Annotated in this window: 17 protein-coding genes; 6 read left to right on the top strand and 11 right to left on the bottom strand. The window is 43.1% G+C overall.

The window, feature by feature from the left end; translation table 11 throughout:
* Positions 1-52 precede the first annotated feature (52 nt).
* From LI164_RS05270 to LI164_RS05255, 4 genes are read left to right on the top strand one after another with little or no spacing between them, the layout of a single operon-like run.
* Positions 53-820: an ABC transporter ATP-binding protein gene (locus tag LI164_RS05270; protein ID WP_110442442.1), complete on the top strand. Its 768-nt coding sequence runs from the start codon at positions 53-55 to the stop codon at positions 818-820.
* Positions 810-2,882: an FtsX-like permease family protein gene (locus tag LI164_RS05265; RefSeq protein WP_227069889.1), complete on the top strand. Its 2,073-nt coding sequence runs from the start codon at positions 810-812 to the stop codon at positions 2,880-2,882. Before LI164_RS05270 ends, LI164_RS05265 begins: the two co-directional genes overlap by 11 nt.
* A gap of 19 nt (positions 2,883-2,901) precedes the next feature.
* Positions 2,902-3,579, top strand: coding sequence for a response regulator transcription factor (locus LI164_RS05260; RefSeq protein ID WP_227069887.1), 678 nt, complete (start codon positions 2,902-2,904; stop codon positions 3,577-3,579).
* Complete coding sequence (locus tag LI164_RS05255) at positions 3,576-4,601, top strand: HAMP domain-containing sensor histidine kinase (protein ID WP_033121502.1); 1,026 nt, start codon at positions 3,576-3,578, stop codon at positions 4,599-4,601. The genes LI164_RS05260 and LI164_RS05255 overlap by 4 nt, the downstream gene beginning before the upstream one ends.
* A 49-nt stretch (positions 4,602-4,650) precedes the next feature.
* Here the strand turns inward: LI164_RS05255 and LI164_RS05250 are convergent, their stop codons facing one another.
* From LI164_RS05250 to rplM, 3 genes are all read right to left on the bottom strand, one after another.
* On the bottom strand, positions 4,651-4,899 hold the full coding sequence (locus LI164_RS05250; protein WP_110442440.1) for a DUF6061 family protein: 249 nt from the start codon (positions 4,897-4,899) through the stop codon (positions 4,651-4,653).
* Between the two features lie 206 nt (positions 4,900-5,105).
* Positions 5,106-5,498: a 30S ribosomal protein S9 gene (gene rpsI, locus LI164_RS05245; protein WP_005341161.1), complete on the bottom strand. Its 393-nt coding sequence runs from the start codon at positions 5,496-5,498 to the stop codon at positions 5,106-5,108.
* Positions 5,499-5,524: 26 nt separating this feature from the next.
* On the bottom strand, positions 5,525-5,953 hold the full coding sequence (rplM, locus tag LI164_RS05240; protein WP_005335954.1) for a 50S ribosomal protein L13: 429 nt from the start codon (positions 5,951-5,953) through the stop codon (positions 5,525-5,527).
* Positions 5,954-6,311: 358 nt separating this feature from the next.
* Here rplM and LI164_RS05235 point away from each other — a divergent pair, with 358 nt between their 5' ends.
* Together LI164_RS05235 and LI164_RS05230 are read left to right on the top strand one after the other, a co-directional pair.
* Positions 6,312-7,649, top strand: coding sequence for an MATE family efflux transporter (locus LI164_RS05235; protein ID WP_227086853.1), 1,338 nt, complete (start codon positions 6,312-6,314; stop codon positions 7,647-7,649).
* Between the two features lie 27 nt (positions 7,650-7,676).
* Positions 7,677-8,984: an alpha-amylase family glycosyl hydrolase gene (locus LI164_RS05230; protein WP_227086852.1), complete on the top strand. Its 1,308-nt coding sequence runs from the start codon at positions 7,677-7,679 to the stop codon at positions 8,982-8,984.
* Between the two features lie 81 nt (positions 8,985-9,065).
* Here the strand turns inward: LI164_RS05230 and LI164_RS05225 are convergent, their stop codons facing one another.
* The 8 genes from LI164_RS05225 to LI164_RS05190 all read right to left on the bottom strand — a co-directional run bounded on the left by LI164_RS05225 (position 9,066) and on the right by LI164_RS05190 (position 17,329).
* Positions 9,066-10,376 (bottom strand): O-acetylhomoserine aminocarboxypropyltransferase/cysteine synthase family protein, encoded by a 1,311-nt coding sequence (locus LI164_RS05225; protein WP_040015740.1) that lies wholly within the window; start codon positions 10,374-10,376, stop codon positions 9,066-9,068.
* Between the two features lie 249 nt (positions 10,377-10,625).
* Positions 10,626-11,579 (bottom strand): LysR family transcriptional regulator, encoded by a 954-nt coding sequence (locus LI164_RS05220; protein WP_117614173.1) that lies wholly within the window; start codon positions 11,577-11,579, stop codon positions 10,626-10,628.
* Between the two features lie 23 nt (positions 11,580-11,602).
* Positions 11,603-12,040, bottom strand: a complete 438-nt coding sequence (locus tag LI164_RS05215) for an Rrf2 family transcriptional regulator (protein ID WP_005335966.1) — start codon at positions 12,038-12,040, stop codon at positions 11,603-11,605.
* A complete protein-coding gene (locus LI164_RS05210) occupies positions 12,040-12,546 on the bottom strand; it encodes a flavin reductase family protein (RefSeq protein WP_005335968.1) in 507 nt (168 codons plus the stop codon). The genes LI164_RS05215 and LI164_RS05210 overlap by 1 nt, the downstream gene beginning before the upstream one ends.
* Positions 12,547-12,562: 16 nt before the next feature.
* Positions 12,563-13,363: a zinc ribbon domain-containing protein gene (locus LI164_RS05205; protein WP_005335970.1), complete on the bottom strand. Its 801-nt coding sequence runs from the start codon at positions 13,361-13,363 to the stop codon at positions 12,563-12,565.
* 83 nt (positions 13,364-13,446) lie between these two features.
* Positions 13,447-14,670: a tyrosine--tRNA ligase gene (gene tyrS / locus LI164_RS05200; RefSeq protein WP_005335975.1), complete on the bottom strand. Its 1,224-nt coding sequence runs from the start codon at positions 14,668-14,670 to the stop codon at positions 13,447-13,449.
* A 532-nt stretch (positions 14,671-15,202) separates the two neighbouring features.
* Positions 15,203-16,150: a GTP-binding protein gene (locus tag LI164_RS05195; protein WP_005335979.1), complete on the bottom strand. Its 948-nt coding sequence runs from the start codon at positions 16,148-16,150 to the stop codon at positions 15,203-15,205.
* 27 nt (positions 16,151-16,177) lie between these two features.
* On the bottom strand, positions 16,178-17,329 hold the full coding sequence (locus tag LI164_RS05190) for a CobW family GTP-binding protein (protein ID WP_227086851.1): 1,152 nt from the start codon (positions 17,327-17,329) through the stop codon (positions 16,178-16,180).
* Positions 17,330-17,500 lie beyond the last annotated feature (171 nt).

Raw genomic sequence — 17,500 nt, 5'->3', positions numbered from 1 at the left:
TTTGCTGTGTTCCCATGCTATCATTTTATTACAAATGATAGGAGGTATTCACATGAAACCCATTTTGAATATTGAAAATTTAACAAAAATCTATGGCAATGTGCCAAGTCAAACAAATGCACTGAATGGGATCACCCTCCAGGTGATGCCGGGAGAGTTTCTCGGCATTATGGGAAGCAGTGGTTCCGGTAAATCCACGCTTCTCAACTGTATTGCAACTGTGATTCAGCCCACCGGTGGAAGCATTCAGGTGGAGGGCGATACTCTGCAATCCCTCAGGGGAAAGGCTCTTGCAGAGTACCGTGGCAAAAAAGTTGGTTATCTATTCCAGAACTTTGAATTGCTGGACAACCTGACTGGCAGGGAAAACATCCTGCTCCCGACTTCCTTGCATGGGGTATCCGAAGCAGAAAGCAGCCAGCGGCTGAAGCAGTTGGCTGACTATCTGGAAATCACTGATGTTCTGGATAAGTTTCCGTCCAAGATGTCCGGCGGCCAGCGTCAGCGTGTTGCGGCAGCAAGGGCTCTGATCTTACATCCCCAAATGATCCTTGCCGATGAACCGACGGGTGCGCTGGATTCTAAGAACGCAAGAAGTCTTATGGAGAAGCTGTCCGGCCTGAATCGTGACGAACAAGCTACGATCCTGATGGTAACCCATGATTCCAATGCCGCCAGCTTCTGTAAGCGCATCCTGTTCATCCAGGATGGCGTGATCTTTCATGAGCTTCGGCGTGGAGACGAAAGCCAGCAGGAGTTCTACGGGCGCATCCTGAAGGTGATGGCGCAACTGGGAGGGGGCAGCGCAAATGTTCTCTAATCTCATTCTTCGGAACAGCCGCCGCAGCCGAAAGGAAAACGGTCTGTTTTTCAGCTCCCTGGTGATTTCTATTGTTGCCTTTTACATGATTCTTTCCATCTCCACTCAAGATGTGATGCTCTTTTTGCAGAAAATGGAGAGTGACGCAGTTGACAAACTCCTGCTTCTGATTCCTGCGTTTTATGGAATGACCCTCGGTATTCTGTTCTTTTTGATCTATTTTGCCTGCAAGTATCAGTTCGAGCGCAGACGGCATGAGCTTGGTGTTTATCTAATGTTGGGGATGCGTAGAAGTAAACTGTTTGGTATGCTTCTGGCGGAAGATTTCCTGACCAGTATTCTTGCCATGCTCATAGGCTTACCTGTGGCTGTGGTGCTTTCAGAAATTGTCAGTCTTGTCACCGCCAAGCTGGTAGGCATGGGGATCATCGGTCATCAGTTTTCTTTATCCTGGTCTGCAATTGAATGGACGCTGGCAGGATTTCTGGCAATTAAGCTGACGGCACTTCTGATTTTGAGTGGACGAATCAGCCGCCAGGAGATCGGTACTTTGCTATCCCAGCCAACGAACCGCCCCAAAAAGCAAATGCCATCTGTTATCTATGGACTGGCTGCTATATGCGGAAGTGTGATGTTGGCAGTGGCTTACTACATGGCGATTCAGGGAATTGCATGGACAAAGGTAAGTATGATGGGACTGACTTTGCTGTTGGGCATAGTTGGTACGATGCTGCTTTTCTATGGGATGCGTGCGCTGATTGCTTTGATTGTTAAGAAAGGAAAAGGAAATAAGCAGCTTCATGTATTTACCTTCCGGCAGATTCAGGAGAATGTTATTCATCAGTCAACCTCCATGGCCATCAGCTCCCTGCTGATTCTGGCGGCGCTGTGTTGTTTTGGTGCGGGCGTAGGAATTGCAGGAACGAATAGCCTGTCTTCTGGCCATGTAATCGACTATACTTTTGAAGATCATACTGCAGAAGATTCATCGCAGGTTCTTCCGAATATAAAGGCAGCCCTGAAAGAAAACGGTTTGGAAAATCAATTTTCAGAGCTTTTTGAAATGAGGGTTGGGCGTATTCGCACCACAGAAGATTATGATAATGCCTACAGCATGGACGCTGTTATGGACTCTCTTCGGAGCCTGCCCCAGTCGGAAGACCGGGATGTCCTTCTGAACAATCTTGGTTATGCCACATACCCATATTTGATTTGTTTATCGGACTATAATCGTTTGTTGGAATTGTCCGGCAAACCGGCTCTCCAATTAGGCGAAAAGGAGGCCGCTGTCTATATTGATACAGAGTTTACTACGGTAAGTCGTACCGCAATGCTGAACCAAGTATTGGCCGGACAGCCCAAGGTGGAACTGGATGGTAGTCCGATTCATCTTACAGGAGAGGTTCAGTCTGTGAATTTGGTCACGGACCGTTCTATAACCTTGTCCTTTGCATTGATTCTTCCGGATGAAGCATTCCTATATTATAGCCAGGGAATGTATGATACCTATGTCAATGCGGTGCTCAGTGAGCAGGCTCTGGATGGAAATAGCCTTATGACTGCATATTTGGATTTGAACGAGAAGCTGGACGAAACTGGCATTGAATATGAAAGCTATCTTCAGAATATAGGTCGTCAGCTTTTCTACACCATAGCATCCAGTTATATTACCCTCTATCTTGCGATTGTTTTCCTGGTAGTTGCCAACACCATCGTGGGTGTTCAGTTCCTGATGAGTCAGCAGAAAACCGGGCGCAGATACCAGACCCTGATCCGCCTGGGAGCTACTTACGAAACCCTTTGCCAGTCTGCTGGAAAGCAAATTACCTGGTTTATGGGACTTCCTGTATTGGTTGCGGCTGTCAGCAGTCTGTTTGGAGTCAGGGCGTTATTTACAGGGATACTCTCGTCCCGAACCCGTGGGACAGTGTCTGAAATGCTGCTTGTATCTGCTGCTATGATTTTACTACTTTGCGTGATAGAATATATTTATATGAGAGTGGTCAAGCGCTCCAGTGATCGGTATTTGCTGACACTGATGCAGCCGCAGAGAGAAGAATAATTTGGAAGGAGGTGCTGTCATGAAAAGAATTGCTGTTGTGGAAGATGAAGTCTATATGCGGGAAGAACTCTGCGATATGCTCCAAAAGGACGGCTATCTTGTGGAGGCAATTACCGAGTTTGAAGATGCCGCTCGGCTCCTGGCAGCCCTCCGCCCTGACCTTGTGATCTTAGACCTGAACTTGCCGGAGATCAGTGGCTTTCAAATCTGCCAGGAGCTAAAGAATAAAACTGCTATCCCCGTCCTGGTGCTGACTTCCAGAGATCAGGTAAAGGATGAACTGCAAGCGTTCCAGTTGGGTGCCGATGAATATTTGACGAAGCCGTGCAGAAAAGATCGACTTCTTGCCAGGGTATCCAATATTCTCAAAAGGTATGAAGGCCGTACCAATCTCATAGAGGGACCAGATTTCCTGTTAGACCAGCAGACCTACACGCTTTATATTCATAATACCTCTGTGGTGCTTCCAAAAAATCAGGGAAAACTGTTGGTCGCTCTTTTGTCCGGCGGCGATGCTCTGGTCACGACGGAGCAGCTTTGCATGGCACTATGGGGAACCACGGAATACATAGATGAAAATGCCTTGCAGGTTAACCTAACCCGGCTGAAAAAAACGATGTCCGCCCTTGAAATGAAGCAGCGAATCGTTGCAGTTCGTGGGATGGGCTATCGTCTGGAAACGGGGGTGGCTCCATGAAGCAGCTTTGGCGCATAACAGAGCGATACTACCCCTGGCTATTGTTGCTGTTGGGCGTGGATTGCTTTTGTGCTATCATTCTTTGGATTTCTGACATTCAGGCATTTCAACCCTTGATTGGGTTAGTAGTTCTGACAAGCCTCCTTTTGTTTTCAGCGATTCTGTTTGTACTAAACAAGCGGGAGACTACCCGCCGAGAACTGTTCCGGGATTTCCTCAGTGATCCTACCATCTGCAACGAGGAACGGCTGCTCAGTGCCATCAGCCGGGAAGAAGGAGAATCTATCCGGCTTCTGGCATCAGTTTTACAGGAACACAAAACTGAGAGTAACAGTATGGCAGATGCCCTACAGGACTATGAAGAATATGTGGAGGGCTGGGCACATGAAGCGAAAACGCCCCTATCGTTGCTGACCATGCTCTTGGATAACCGGAACGATGAAATCTCTCCTTCCCTGCAAGCAAAGCTGGATTATGTCCGCAGTCAGCTTCAGGAGGATGTCACGCAGATGCTGTACTATGCCCGGTTGAAGAGCAGTACAAAGGATTACCGATTTGAGGATGTCAATTTGAATGACTGCTTGGGTGAAGTTCTGGAGGACTATGCCCCACTTCTTGAAGAGAAGCAGTTTGTCATTCTCAACAAACTGCAATCTGAAACAGTCTATACAGACCGTAGAGGACTTCAGTTTATGTTGGGACAAATCGTTAGCAATGCCATCAAATATAGCAGCGATAGTCCCATGCTTACAATTTCCGTGATACATTCGGAGACCGCAGATATCCTTTCTGTTGAAGATAACGGCATTGGCGTAAAAAAATATAATCTGCCGTACATTTTTCAAAAGGGCTTTACCGGGGATTCTACTGACAGCAGAAAGAAGGCTACCGGTATGGGACTTTACCTGGTTAAGAAGATGGCCGACGATCTAAATCTTCATCTGGAAGCAGCTTCCCAGTGGGGAAAGGGCTTCAAGATTGTCATCTTCTTTCCTAAATTGAGATCCAACGGAGGGAAATAATATAAACAGAAAAACGCCCGCAGGATTTTCTCCTGCGGGCAGCGTGTTGTCAGCTATCCCAAGGCTTGTATTCTGTTACAGTTTTCAAATAGGTTTCGGGATCGCCGTTCAAGATAAGGTCTGCATACTCCAAAGGAGCGTTGTAGATCAAATAATCCAGCTCTGACCGCTGATACATATTGTCAGCAATCTCGTTCTCAACGGCGATAGTGTCAATCGCAATCATACTGCCGTCGCTGAATTTCACTTCCACACAGCAATTATCCATATTGTAGGCACAAGATATTAAGGTTTTCATGGTATGTCCTCCATAATTCGTAATATAAAGCGAAAATCCCGTCTGACTTCCTGTTAGAAATCAGACGGGATTTGTCCGTATGCACCCCGGAAACCGTCAGCTAACAGTTGATAAGTAAATTAGTTCCTTATCACTGTTAAGCCAAGGTTTCTGAGGTTTTGTATGCATTTTCTCGTCCCAAACGATTATCTCTTTGTGAACCGAAATTAACGCTTGCTGAACTGTGGTGCGCGACGAGCGGATTTGAGACCGTATTTCTTACGCTCTTTCATACGTGGGTCACGTGTAAGGTATCCAGCTTTCTTAAGAACTGGTCTGTACTCAGAATCTGCCTCAAGAAGTGCTCTGGCGATACCATGACGGATTGCTCCAGCCTGTCCTGTGTATCCGCCACCTTTTACGTTAACGATTACATCAAATTTGTCTGCTGTCTCTGTAGCAACTAATGGCTGACGAACAACAACTTTTAATGTCTCAAGTCCGAGATACTCATCGATATCTCTTTTATTGATTGTAATATTACCTGTTCCTGGTACAAGGTAAACTCTTGCAACTGATTTTTTTCTTCTTCCTGTTCCGTAGAATTTTGCTTTAGCCACTGTAATGTCCTCCTTTCAACCTTTCCTTAAAATGTAAGCTCAACTGGCTTCTGAGCCTGCTGCTCATGATCCGGTCCAGCATATACATGAAGCTTCTTAATCATAGATCTTCCTAAAGGTCCTTTTGGAAGCATTCCTTTAACTGCGAGTTCGATAACCTTCTCTGGTTTCTTAGCCATCATCTCTGCTAATGTAGTCTCTTTCATTCCTCCTACATACTCAGAGTGATTGTAATAAATCTTCTGGTTCATCTTCTTACCTGTTACCTTAATCTTCTCAGCGTTAACAACGATTACATAATCACCTGTGTCAACGTGTGGTGTGAACTGAGGTTTGTTCTTACCTCTTAAAACCTTAGCAACTTCTGATGCAAGGCGTCCTAATGTATATCCTGTAGCGTCAACTACATACCATTTTCTTTCAATCTTATCTGGATTAGCCATATAAGTCTTCATGGAATTCCCTCCTGTAATTCTTTAACGTTTATTTTTTTTGCTTCTCTATCGAAATCAACATGATTCCGGGGCTTTGGCCTCATGCTGTTTCTTCTTTTGCCATACTGTCATATTATATTATACTGACCCGTGTGTGTCAACCATTTTCAATACTTTTTCCGAACTTTTTCCGAACTTTTTTTGCACCTCTTTTCTCATATTTTCAGTCTCTGATTCTATCTTTTTCTTTATTTTCTGATATTTCTTTCTATTACTTCTATATCTTTCTTTTCGCATTCATGGTATCATAGTTGGGAGGTTTTGACTCAAATCATAACTTATGATTGATAAAATGATGTTGGGGGGGGGAATTATTGATATGCAAAAGAAAATTGACCTGATAAATGGTCCTATTTTATCTTCACTTACCAAACTAGCTCTTCCTATCATGGCAACTTCGCTGATCCAGATGGCTTATAATATGATCGACATGATCTGGATCGGACGCCTTGGAAGTTCCGCTGTCGCTTCTGTCGGCGCTGCCGGCATGTATATGTGGCTTTCTAACGGACTTGTTACTTTAGCAAGAATGGGAGGTCAGGTTCACGTTGGTCATGCAGTTGGTGCCGGACGCACAGACTTTGCAGGGCGTTATGCCGCCACTACATTTCAGATGACACTTCTTCTCGGCGTTTTGTATGGGCTGGTATGTACGATTTTTTCCAAACCTTTGATTGCTTTCTTTCACTTGACAAGCACATCGGTTATAAATGATGCTGTCAGCTACCTGATGATTACATGTGGGCTTGTAATATTTTCATTCTTAAATCAGATATTTACCGGACTGTTTACTGCTATCGGAAATAGTCATCCCGCCTTTCTTTCTACCAGCGTAGGACTTGTTATCAACATCATTCTGGATCCGCTTCTGATTTTCGGGATTGGTCCATTTCCTGCATTAAAAGTTACGGGAGCAGCCATTGCGACGATCATTGCACAAATGGTTGTTACACTACTTTTTTTATTTTTTGCAAGCCAAGACCAGATTCTGTTTCACCATATTCATTTACTGCAAGCTCCAGATTCTAAGAAAGCTTCAGAAATTTTCCAGCTCGGGCTTCCTTCCTGTCTGCAGAGTCTTGTATTTACTGGCATTTCCATGACCATAGCAAGACTGGTTGCCGGATATGGTGATGCTGCAGTTGCCGTACAAAAAGTCGGCGCGCAGATTGAATCGATTTCCTGGATGACTTCAGATGGTTTTGCCTCTGCCGTCAATTCCTTTATTGCTCAGAATCACGGTGCCGGAAAAGAAGACAGAATCCATGCCGGATATCGGTCCGCTCTGAAAATCGTACTTCCGTGGGGTCTTTTCTGCACCATACTTTTGGTATGCTTTCCGACTCCGATTTTTAAGATTTTCATCACAGAACCTGATGTTATTCCGATGGGAATCAGCTACTTGATGATCCTTGGTTTTTCTCAATTATTTAGCAGCCTGGAGATTACAACCTCCGGTGCATTTTGTGGTTATGGCAGGACACTGCCGCCTTCCATTACCGGAATTACTTTGAATCTGCTTCGAATCCCGATGGCACTTGCACTGACTGCAACGCCACTGGCACTTAGCGGAATCTGGTGGAGCATTTCCATCACTTCTATTTTAAAGGGCTTGATTCTATTTATCTGGTTCCAAATTACTATAAAAAAGAAATAATATTACATAAAGAAAGAAGGCATAGTTATGTGGACTTATAACAGTGTATTTTATCAAATTTATCCGATTGGGTTCTGTGTTGCTCCGGTGCACAATGATGGTGTAACGATTCCCCGCATCCGCAAGATCATGGAGTGGTCCGATTATCTAAAAGACCTCGGTGTAGATTCCATTTTATTAAATCCAATCTTTGATTCCGACAATCATGGATATGACACAAGAGATTTTCGAAAAATCGACTGCCGGCTTGGCACGAACGAAGATTTTTCAGATGTCTGCAAGGATTTGCATGATCACGATATCAAGATTGTACTGGACGGTGTGTTTAATCATGTCGGCCGTGGCTTTTGGGCCTTTCGTGATGTCCAGGAAAAGAAATGGGACTCTCCATATAAGGATTGGTTCCACATTAGTTTTGATGGTAACAGTTGTTATAACGATGGGTTCTGGTATGAAGGATGGGAAGGACATTTTGAACTGGTCAAATTAAATCTCCAAAATCCGACAGTGGTCGATTATCTTTTGGACTGTGTCCGCTTCTGGATTGATACTTTTGACATCGATGGACTCAGGCTTGATGTTGCATACTGCCTGGACCGCGAATTTATGAAACGTCTGCGACAGTTCACTCAGGAATTAAAGCCCGATTTTGCCTTGATTGGAGAAGTTCTTTTCGGAGATTATAACCAGATTGTCAATGATGAAATGCTTCACAGTTGCACGAATTACGAATGTTATAAAGGACTTTATTCCAGCTTCAATTGCATGAATCTTTTTGAAATCGCACATTCCCTGAACCGCCAGTTTGGACCAGAGGATTGGTGCATTTACCGCGGAAAGCATCTTATGACTTTTGCTGATAACCACGATGTAACAAGACTCGCCAGCATCCTGACCAACCCGGCACATATTCCGCTGGCATACGGTCTGCTTCTTGGTATGCCAGGCATACCATGCCTTTATTACGGAAGTGAATGGGGCGAAAAAGGCGAGAAAGCACCAGACAATGATTATGCACTTCGCCCATGTTTTGATACACCAAAACCAAATGAACTCACAAAATTCATTAAAAATTTAATCCAGATCCGTCAAAACAGTGATGCACTCTGCAATGGCTCTTACCGAAATGTAGTGATTCAGAATCATCAACTCATATTCGAGCGTTGCTCAGAAAAAGAACGTATACTGGTCACTGTCAATGCATCTGACTCACCCTATACCGCATGGCATCAGGAATTGAATGGAACGGTCCATGACCTGATTAGTGATACAGAAATTCAAATGGACGGAAAATTAGAAATTCCACCATATAGTACGATGTACTTGAAATTTTAATAAGTTCTGCCCTGCGTAAAATTGAATTGGGGACGTAGTCAATCATTGATTAGCTACGTTCCCAATTCATGTGAGATAGGGTTATTTTACTGCCTTGAATGCTTCATCAAGGTCTTGGATAATGTCGTCAATATTTTCAGTACCGATAGAAAGTCTGATAGTGTTTGGTTTGATTCCCTGGTCTAACAGTTCTTCTTCCGTGCACTGGCTATGTGTTGTTGTTGCCGGATGGATTACAAGTGATTTAACATCGGCTACATTTGCAAGGAGTGAGAAGAGCTCCAAATTATCGATAAAGTCTTTTGCTTTCTGTGCATCTCCTTTGATTTCGAATGTGAAGATAGATCCTCCACCGTTCGGGAAGTATTTCTTGTAAAGTTCCTGCTGCTCTGGATCTGTGGATACAGATGGGTGATTTACATGCTCTACCTGTGGATGGTTGTTCAAGTATTCTACAACTTTCAGTGCATTCTGTACATGACGCTCTACACGAAGTGAAAGTGTCTCAAGTCCCTGTAAGAACAGGAATGAATGGAATGGTGAAATTGTTGCACCTGTATCACGAAGCAGGATTGCACGGATCTTTGTAACAAATGCTGCGGCTCCAACTGCTTTTGTGAAGCTGATTCCATGATAACTTGGGTTTGGTTCTGTCAGTGAAGGGAATTTTCCCGATGCTTCCCAATCAAATTTTCCTCCGTCTACAATGACTCCACCGATTGTTGTTCCGTGTCCACCGATGAATTTTGTTGCGGAATGTACAACGATGTCAGCACCGTACTCGATTGGTCTTACAAGATAAGGTGTTGCAAATGTGTTGTCTACTACCAACGGTACTTTATGTGCATGTGCAATTTTTGCATATTTTTCTACATCTACTACATCTGAGTTCGGATTTCCAAGTGTCTCAATGAATAATGCTTTTGTATTTTCCTGGAATGCTGCCTCAACCTCTTCCTCATTAAAAATGTCAACAAATGTTGTTGTGATTCCATACTGTGGAAGTGTGTGCTCTAATAAGTTGAAGGATCCACCATAAATATTTTTAGCTGCTACGATGTGATCACCGTTCTGTGCCAGGTTCTCGATTGTGTATGAAATTGCGGCAGCTCCGGAAGCAACTGCAAGTGCTGCAACGCCACCTTCCAGTGCTGCGATTCTCTTTTCGAATACATCTTCCGTTGGGTTTGTCAGACGTCCGTAAATGTTACCAGCATCTGCCAGACCAAATCTTGCTGCTGCATGATCGCTGTTGCGGAATACATAAGATGATGTCTGGTAAATCGGAACTGCTCTTGCATCTGTAACCGGGTCCGGCTGCTCCTGTCCTACATGTAACTGCAATGTCTCAAATTTAAATTTTCTGTTCTCTCTTGTAATTTTTTCACTCATAATCCCTATCTCCTTTTCTTCTACTAAATCTCTATTCACCTTACCAACAATCTCACTTGTTTTTTGGGTGTGTTTTTTGCAGATTGCTCTGCTATTTTCATTGTTTCTATCAAACACATTTCCTATCTGTTTGATAGGTATATAATAGCATGACAATTCCTACCTGTCTAATATGTAAAAGAGAAAGCTGGCTATAAGTAATTCCTATAGTCAGCTTCCTGTATCTTTCTCATATTTTCATCTTCACTTCTAGCTCTGCTTTTGATCCGCTTTTATATCTTCCACGCCACGGATGTCCATGCCCATAGCTTTGTATTTTCGGATTTCTTCCAGATATTTCTGTCCCAAAGGACTAAGCGCCACACCCTTTCGCTTCAGATAACCAATCGTCATATGCTCATTGGATTTCAGCTTCACTGCACAGTAATCTTCACCGTTGAGTCCCTCACATATAATGCCACAGCAAAGTGTGTATGCATTCAACCCTACCATGAGATTTAAAAGGGTCGCCCGGTCATTCGCCCGGATCAGGCGCTTGTATTCGTAAGTACTTAACACTTCCTCTGCAAAATAGAACGAATTATAATTCCCCTGCTCAAATGCAAGACACGGGTATTCTTCCAGTTCTTCTATGGAAATCTCTTCCTTATTTGCAAGAGGATGCCCTTTCCAAAGATAAACATAGACACCACAGTCCAAAATTGGATGAAATTCCAGATCAGACTCCTTAATCATCTTCGTCAATACCTTCTGATTAAAATCATTGATATAAATAATTCCTATCTCGCTGCGAAATTCCTTTACATCTTCAATGACTTCATATGTTTTCGTCTCACGGACCGCAAACTCGTACTCATCCATGCCAAACTGTCTGACCATTTCCACAAATGCATTAACTGCAAATGTATAATGCTGCATAGACACTCCGAATTTTTTCTTTACATTTTTACGTTCGATATAATGAGACTCAATCAGTTCATATTGTTCTACAACTTGTCTTGCATATCCCAGAAATTCGATTCCTTCCTGGGTAACCGACACCCCTCGGTTGCTTCGCTTAAATAACTCTACTCCAATCTCTGTCTCCAGCTCTTTGACTGCCTGCGACAAACTTGGCTGCGAGATAAAAAGTGCTTTTGCTGCCTCATTCATAGACCCGGTATCTGCAATTGTAATCACGTATCTTAACTGTGTCAGTGTCATATCTTACACTCCTGTCTTACGTTTTAACCTTCTTTGCATATTGGGTTTTCAATGTCTTCATTTTTCATCAGATCTGCAAGAGTAAATCGATCCGTGTACTCTATGATCACATCCCAAAGACCTTCCCAAAACTTCACTGTCCTACACTGTTCATAATGTCCGCATGCATTTGGCTCATCTTCAATGCAGCTTACCGGAGCCAGACTGCCTTCTGCTGCCCGTAAAATCTCTCCAGCTGTATATTCTTCTGGTTTTTTTGCCAGCATATAACCACCGTTATTTCCACGAAAGCTCTTTACATATCCTGATTTCGTGAGGATCGGCATGATCTGCTCCATATATTTCAGTGTAATCCCCTGTCGCTTTGAAATATCTTTTAAGCGAATATATCCACCTGTGTTATGCTCTGCAAGATCGATCATGATCCGAAGTGCATATCTTCCTTTTGTTGAAACTTTCATTATTTCACCAGTACTTTCTCGATTTCTGCCATGTACATTATGTGGTAATCTTTCTCCGGATACCATCTCTCATCGTTTTCCGGTGCATCAAAGCACTCTGGTTTCATTTCCTGATGATATAACTTCTTACATACAAAAATCATCTCTGCTTCTTCCACTCCTGTTGTTCCGTCGACCGGATAAGGATGAAGTCCGGCTGCTGCCCACTTATCCTCCACATCACGTCCACTGACTGTTCCACAGTAGTTCAGCGCTTTGCGCTCCTCCTCCGGGAGAAATGATAACGTAAAGTGATCCGTCTGATCTACAAATTCTTTTGTATAACGGTTGGGGCGGATGTATGCAGTTGCAACATTCTTTCCCCACATAATACCAAGACCTCCCCAGCTTGCTGTCATCGTGTTTGACTTCTTCTCATCTCCTGCTGTAATCAGCATCCACTGTTTACTTATCTTCTTAAATGGGTTAAATTCAAGACTTTCAATTGGTACTTCATGAAATGCCATATTTCATTCACTCCTTTTATTCTTCAGTTCCATAAACCTGCACTTCTGCAATACAAGTGTCATTCCAGCTCGTCTTGAGACCTCTGTATACCTGCTCAATAATCAGCTTAAGTTCAGAGGTTTTACATGTATCTGAAAATGTGACCCAGTATTCTTTTTTTTCATCTGAAAATGTAACTTTCCGAATTAAATGGTCGGTCTGAATATCAAGTTCTTTCGGTCTGTTATTCTGCTCATACGCAGCATCATCTTTCCAGCTTCCAAGTTTCAGTGCAAGATACTTTACCGTATATGTTTTTTCAAATTTAAGTGTAAGATTTTCACCATGTCCGTATCCTGCTACATCTTCCTGCCACGACGTCACTTCCTGACCGTCAATTGCTTTCTCGGCTGTGTTATCATCAAGTTCTGAACTCGCCTTGGAAGATACAGGCTGAATCTGTACATAAGAATCAAGATCCACAGGAGTTGCTTCGTCTACAGAAATTGTAATCTCATCTTCTTTTTCATCTTCCTGTTCCTGCTGTTCTTCCTGCTTTCGTTCTGTCTCGTTTTTCTTCTTATTTGCCTCTATTGTCTTCTGATCCGGCAGTGCATCTTTCGAATCTGCAGTCAGCTCACCTTGCGTCTCACTGACCTGTTTTTCGAACGCATGGTAACCGGTCTGTGCGACAACAGAGCCAAGCACGACTCCAGCCAGCACAACGCCGCCTATCATGATCCATGTCCTTGATTTCTTTTTTTCCAGTTTGTACCCACAATGTGGGCAGTAAGATTCTCCATCGTTAATCGGTTTGTCACATCTTGGACACTTCATAGGTTCCACCCTCTACTTATGATAATATTTACCTTTATAATGTTGGGGCAAAAATCCCCAACATCATTTTATATAATTATATTTTATTTTACAATGACCTTGCGGAAATTTTTCTTTCCTTTTTTCAGAACGATTCCTTCTCCGCCAAAATCTTCTCCGGCAAATGTGTGGGCAATATCTGTGATTTTCTCTCCATCTACAGACACTCCACCTTGCTGTACTGCACGGCGTGCTTCAGATTTGGAAGCTGTCAGACCGCATTTTACAAGCAGTGTCATAATATCAATGTTGCCATCTGTAAGATCAGCCTCTGTAAGTTCTGTCTTAGGCATATCTGCTGCAGCACCTGTACTAAATAATGCCTTCGCAGCCTCCTGTGCTTTTTTAGCCTCTTCTTCACCATGAACAAGACTTGTCAGCTCAAATGCAAGGATTTCTTTCGCTTTGTTAAGCTCTGCTCCTTCCCATTTATCCATTGCGTCAATCTCTTCTAACGGAAGGAATGTCAGCATACGGATACATTTGAGAACGTCAGCATCTCCTACATTTCTCCAATACTGGTAAAACTCAAATGGGGAAGTCTTGTTTGGATCAAGCCATACCGCACCGCTCTGTGTTTTGCCCATCTTCTTTCCTTCGGAGTTCAGAAGCAGTGTAATTGTCATAGCAGAAGCATCTTTTCCAAGTTTACGCCGAATCAACTCTGTACCTGCAAGCATATTGCTCCACTGATCATCTCCGCCAAATTCCAGATTACAGCCGTATTTTTGGAACAACTCATAGAAATCATACGCCTGCATGATCATGTAGTTGAACTCGAGGAAGCTAAGTCCTTTTTCCATTCTCTGCTTGTAACACTCTGCTGTCAGCATACGGTTTACAGAAAAATGCGGACCAATTTCGCGAAGGACTTCTATATAGTTCAGCCCAAGAAGCCAGTCTGCATTATTAACCATAAGTGCTTTTCCATCTGAGAAATCGATGAAACGGCTCATCTGCTTTTTAAAGCAATCACAGTTATGCTGGATCTGCTCTGGAGTCATCATACTTCTCATATCTGTTCTTCCAGATGGATCTCCGATGTATCCTGTTCCCCCACCGATCAGAGCAATTGGTTTATTGCCTGCTTCCTGCAGACGCTTCATCAGACACAGTGCCATAAAATGTCCTACGTGAAGACTGTCCGCCGTCGGATCAAATCCAATATAAAATGTTGCTTTTCCATTGTTTACTAAATCTCTGATTCTTTCTTCATCTGTTACCTGAGCGATCAGACCTCTCGCCTGTAACTCTTCATAAATTCCCATGATTTTCTCTCCTTTATCTCATTCATATTTTTATAAGGACGATATGTTGGTTCTTATTCGCGCGAGTGCGCATCCTGCCGGAGGCTTTTTTTATATAATAGGAAATGCAATTTCCTATTATATAAAAACGTCCTTGTCCGCTACCGGACAAGGACGACATATATCGTGGTACCACCTTATTTTACTGACAGCTTACGCCTGCCAGCCTCATTAAGCCGCATTCACAGCTTAAGCACGTTAACGGGTGCTTCTCGTCACAGCCTACTCGTCCCTGCCTCAGAATACATTTCTCTTACGTTCTTTTTGATTGTACGTCTCCTCATTCTGCATGGTTCTGGATTTCGGTGTGCAGCTTTGGGATGTATTCGTAGTCTCTTCCTTCGTGCGCCTCTCACCTGCCGGCTGCTCTCTGTACGGGTGTATCCACCACTACTTCTTCCCTTCATTGCCTTTGCATATTGGTTATATTTTCTTTACCTGCTGTTATGCTAACTGATTTGACATGCTTTGTCAAGCAGATTGTGTAATACATTTATCCAAGATATACATAATCCTGTTCCGGTGCCTCGGCCGGTTCAATGTGCATCAGATACAGTACCGGCTGCTCTGGTGCAAATGGCTCTGTCGGCTCAAAGGAATATCTTACACGAACACGATACCATTTCTGCATCTGGATATTTGTAACTTTTGGAATCTTACACGGATATCCATACAGACGGACATCATCTGCACAGCAGGTCATAATTTTTCTGACAGGAACGAACATATCATTCTTCATTCCTTTCGGACGAAATGCCTGTGCGACAAACTCAATCTCTTTATCCATATACTGGTCTGGATGATCATATGCATCTACATACCAGATTCCAAAGTCTTCATCTTCAACTTTAATTGGATTTTCCTTAATATCAAATGGCAGGTCTTCAGCTGTCGGCTGAATGATCTTGCCGTCCATTCCTTCAAATATCAACTGTGCCATTGGATTCTGTACCTTAAGTGCACGTCTGAATCCGGAACGATCCACACCTTCCGGGCAACGGTTGATAATGATAAGCTCTGACTCGGTAAGCTGCTCCATCAACATATTTCTCATGTTTTTCAGGTACATATCCAGTGTCGTTCCATTAACAGTAGAATAAATTCCCTGAATCTGCCATTTGCGTGGGTACTTAAGCTGTAACAAATCTTCCAGCTTCCACATTCCATTGTATTCAATGACAACCTGCGCCGGATGATAGTTCTTCTCGCAGTTTGTAAAAAATGCTGCATTTAACTGCTCAAATTTATCTATCTTTAAAAGCACCATATCATTTTCTTCCAGATATTCCTTGGAATATTCTTCCTCACCTTCTTCGCAAAGAATCAGAAGTGTAAGTCCCGGTTCGATCCATTCCTGCTCCATCAAAGTATCTTTGACAAGCAACGTCTTTCCACTATCCAGAAATCCGGTACATATATATACTGGTGTTGGTTCCATCATTGTTTTTGCTGCTCCTTTATATCTTTACTATTGTACATGGAATAATTTAGCCAGTTCATCTTCTTTGAGATCTGTTCCAATTACAACCATACGTCCTGCATAATCAGCATTTCCATCTCTGACCTCATACTCCTGCGGAACAAGATCAAACTGCTTCCAGTTACCGTCTGTCATCTGGATAATTCCTTTGGAACGAAGGATTGTTCCATAAGCATCTGTCTCAGACAATGCTTTCAATAAGTAATCCAGCTCTTCCTCTGTGTACTTGTGCGCAGTTTCCTTGCCCCAGCTTGTGAACACTTCATCCGCATGGTGATGATGGTGGTGGCCGCATCCACAACTACACTCCTCATCATGGTCATGATGATGCTCATGGTGATGACCGCATCCACACTCCTCGTCATGATCGTGATGATGCTCATGGTGATGGCCGCATGTACACTCCTCATCATGGTCGTGATGATGCTCATGGTGATGGCCGCATGTACACTCCTCGTCATGATCGTGATGATGCTCATGGTGATGACCGCATGTGCACTCCTCGTCATGATCGTGATGATGCTCGAATAATCCTTCGATCTCTGCACCGTGCTCGAGAGCGTGACGAATTGCGTCTCCGCTCAGCTGATCCCACGGTGTGGAAATGATTGTAGCCTTGTCATTCTTCTCTCTTAAAAGATGTACACAAGCCTCTATCTTCTCGTCTGTCATATTCTGAGTTCTGCTGATTACGATTGTCGATGCATGCTCTACCTGGTTCTCGAAAAACTCTCCAAAGTTGTCCAGGTACATTTTCGCTTTCTTTCCATCTACAACTGTAATTCTTCCTTCTATTTCAATGTCTGCATCTTCTTTTACATTTTCAATCGCTGCTGCAACATCAGAAAGTTTGCCGACTCCTGATGGCTCAATAATTACGTGATCCGGGTGATACTCATCCAGTACTTTTTTAAGTGCTACACTAAAATCTCCGACCAGTGTACAACAGATGCAGCCTGAGTTCATTTCAGTAATCTCGATTCCTGCATCCTGAAGAAATCCACCGTCAATACCAATCTCACCAAATTCATTTTCAATCAGCACAAGCTTCTCGCCTGCGAAAACTTTTTCAATCAGTTCTTTAATAAATGTAGTCTTTCCGGCTCCAAGGAATCCAGATATAATGTCTACTTTTGTCACGTTTATTACCTCTCTTCGATATTAAATACAAAAATATGTTCCGTTTTTTATATTAACACAAAAAATGTTGTGTTTCAAGGCTATGTAAGCCAAAGCTAACCTATTTATTTTTTCTATAAAAGTTCATTATTTATAGTTATTTTGCACAATCTTACGTATGCATTGACTAAC

The sequence above is a fragment of the Dorea sp. 210702-DFI.3.125 genome (assembly GCF_020560945.1).
GTDB lineage: Bacteria > Bacillota > Clostridia > Lachnospirales > Lachnospiraceae > Dorea > Dorea formicigenerans.
The sequence above is the reverse complement of the archived record's forward strand: the minus strand, read 5'-3'. Positions and strand labels throughout refer to the sequence as shown.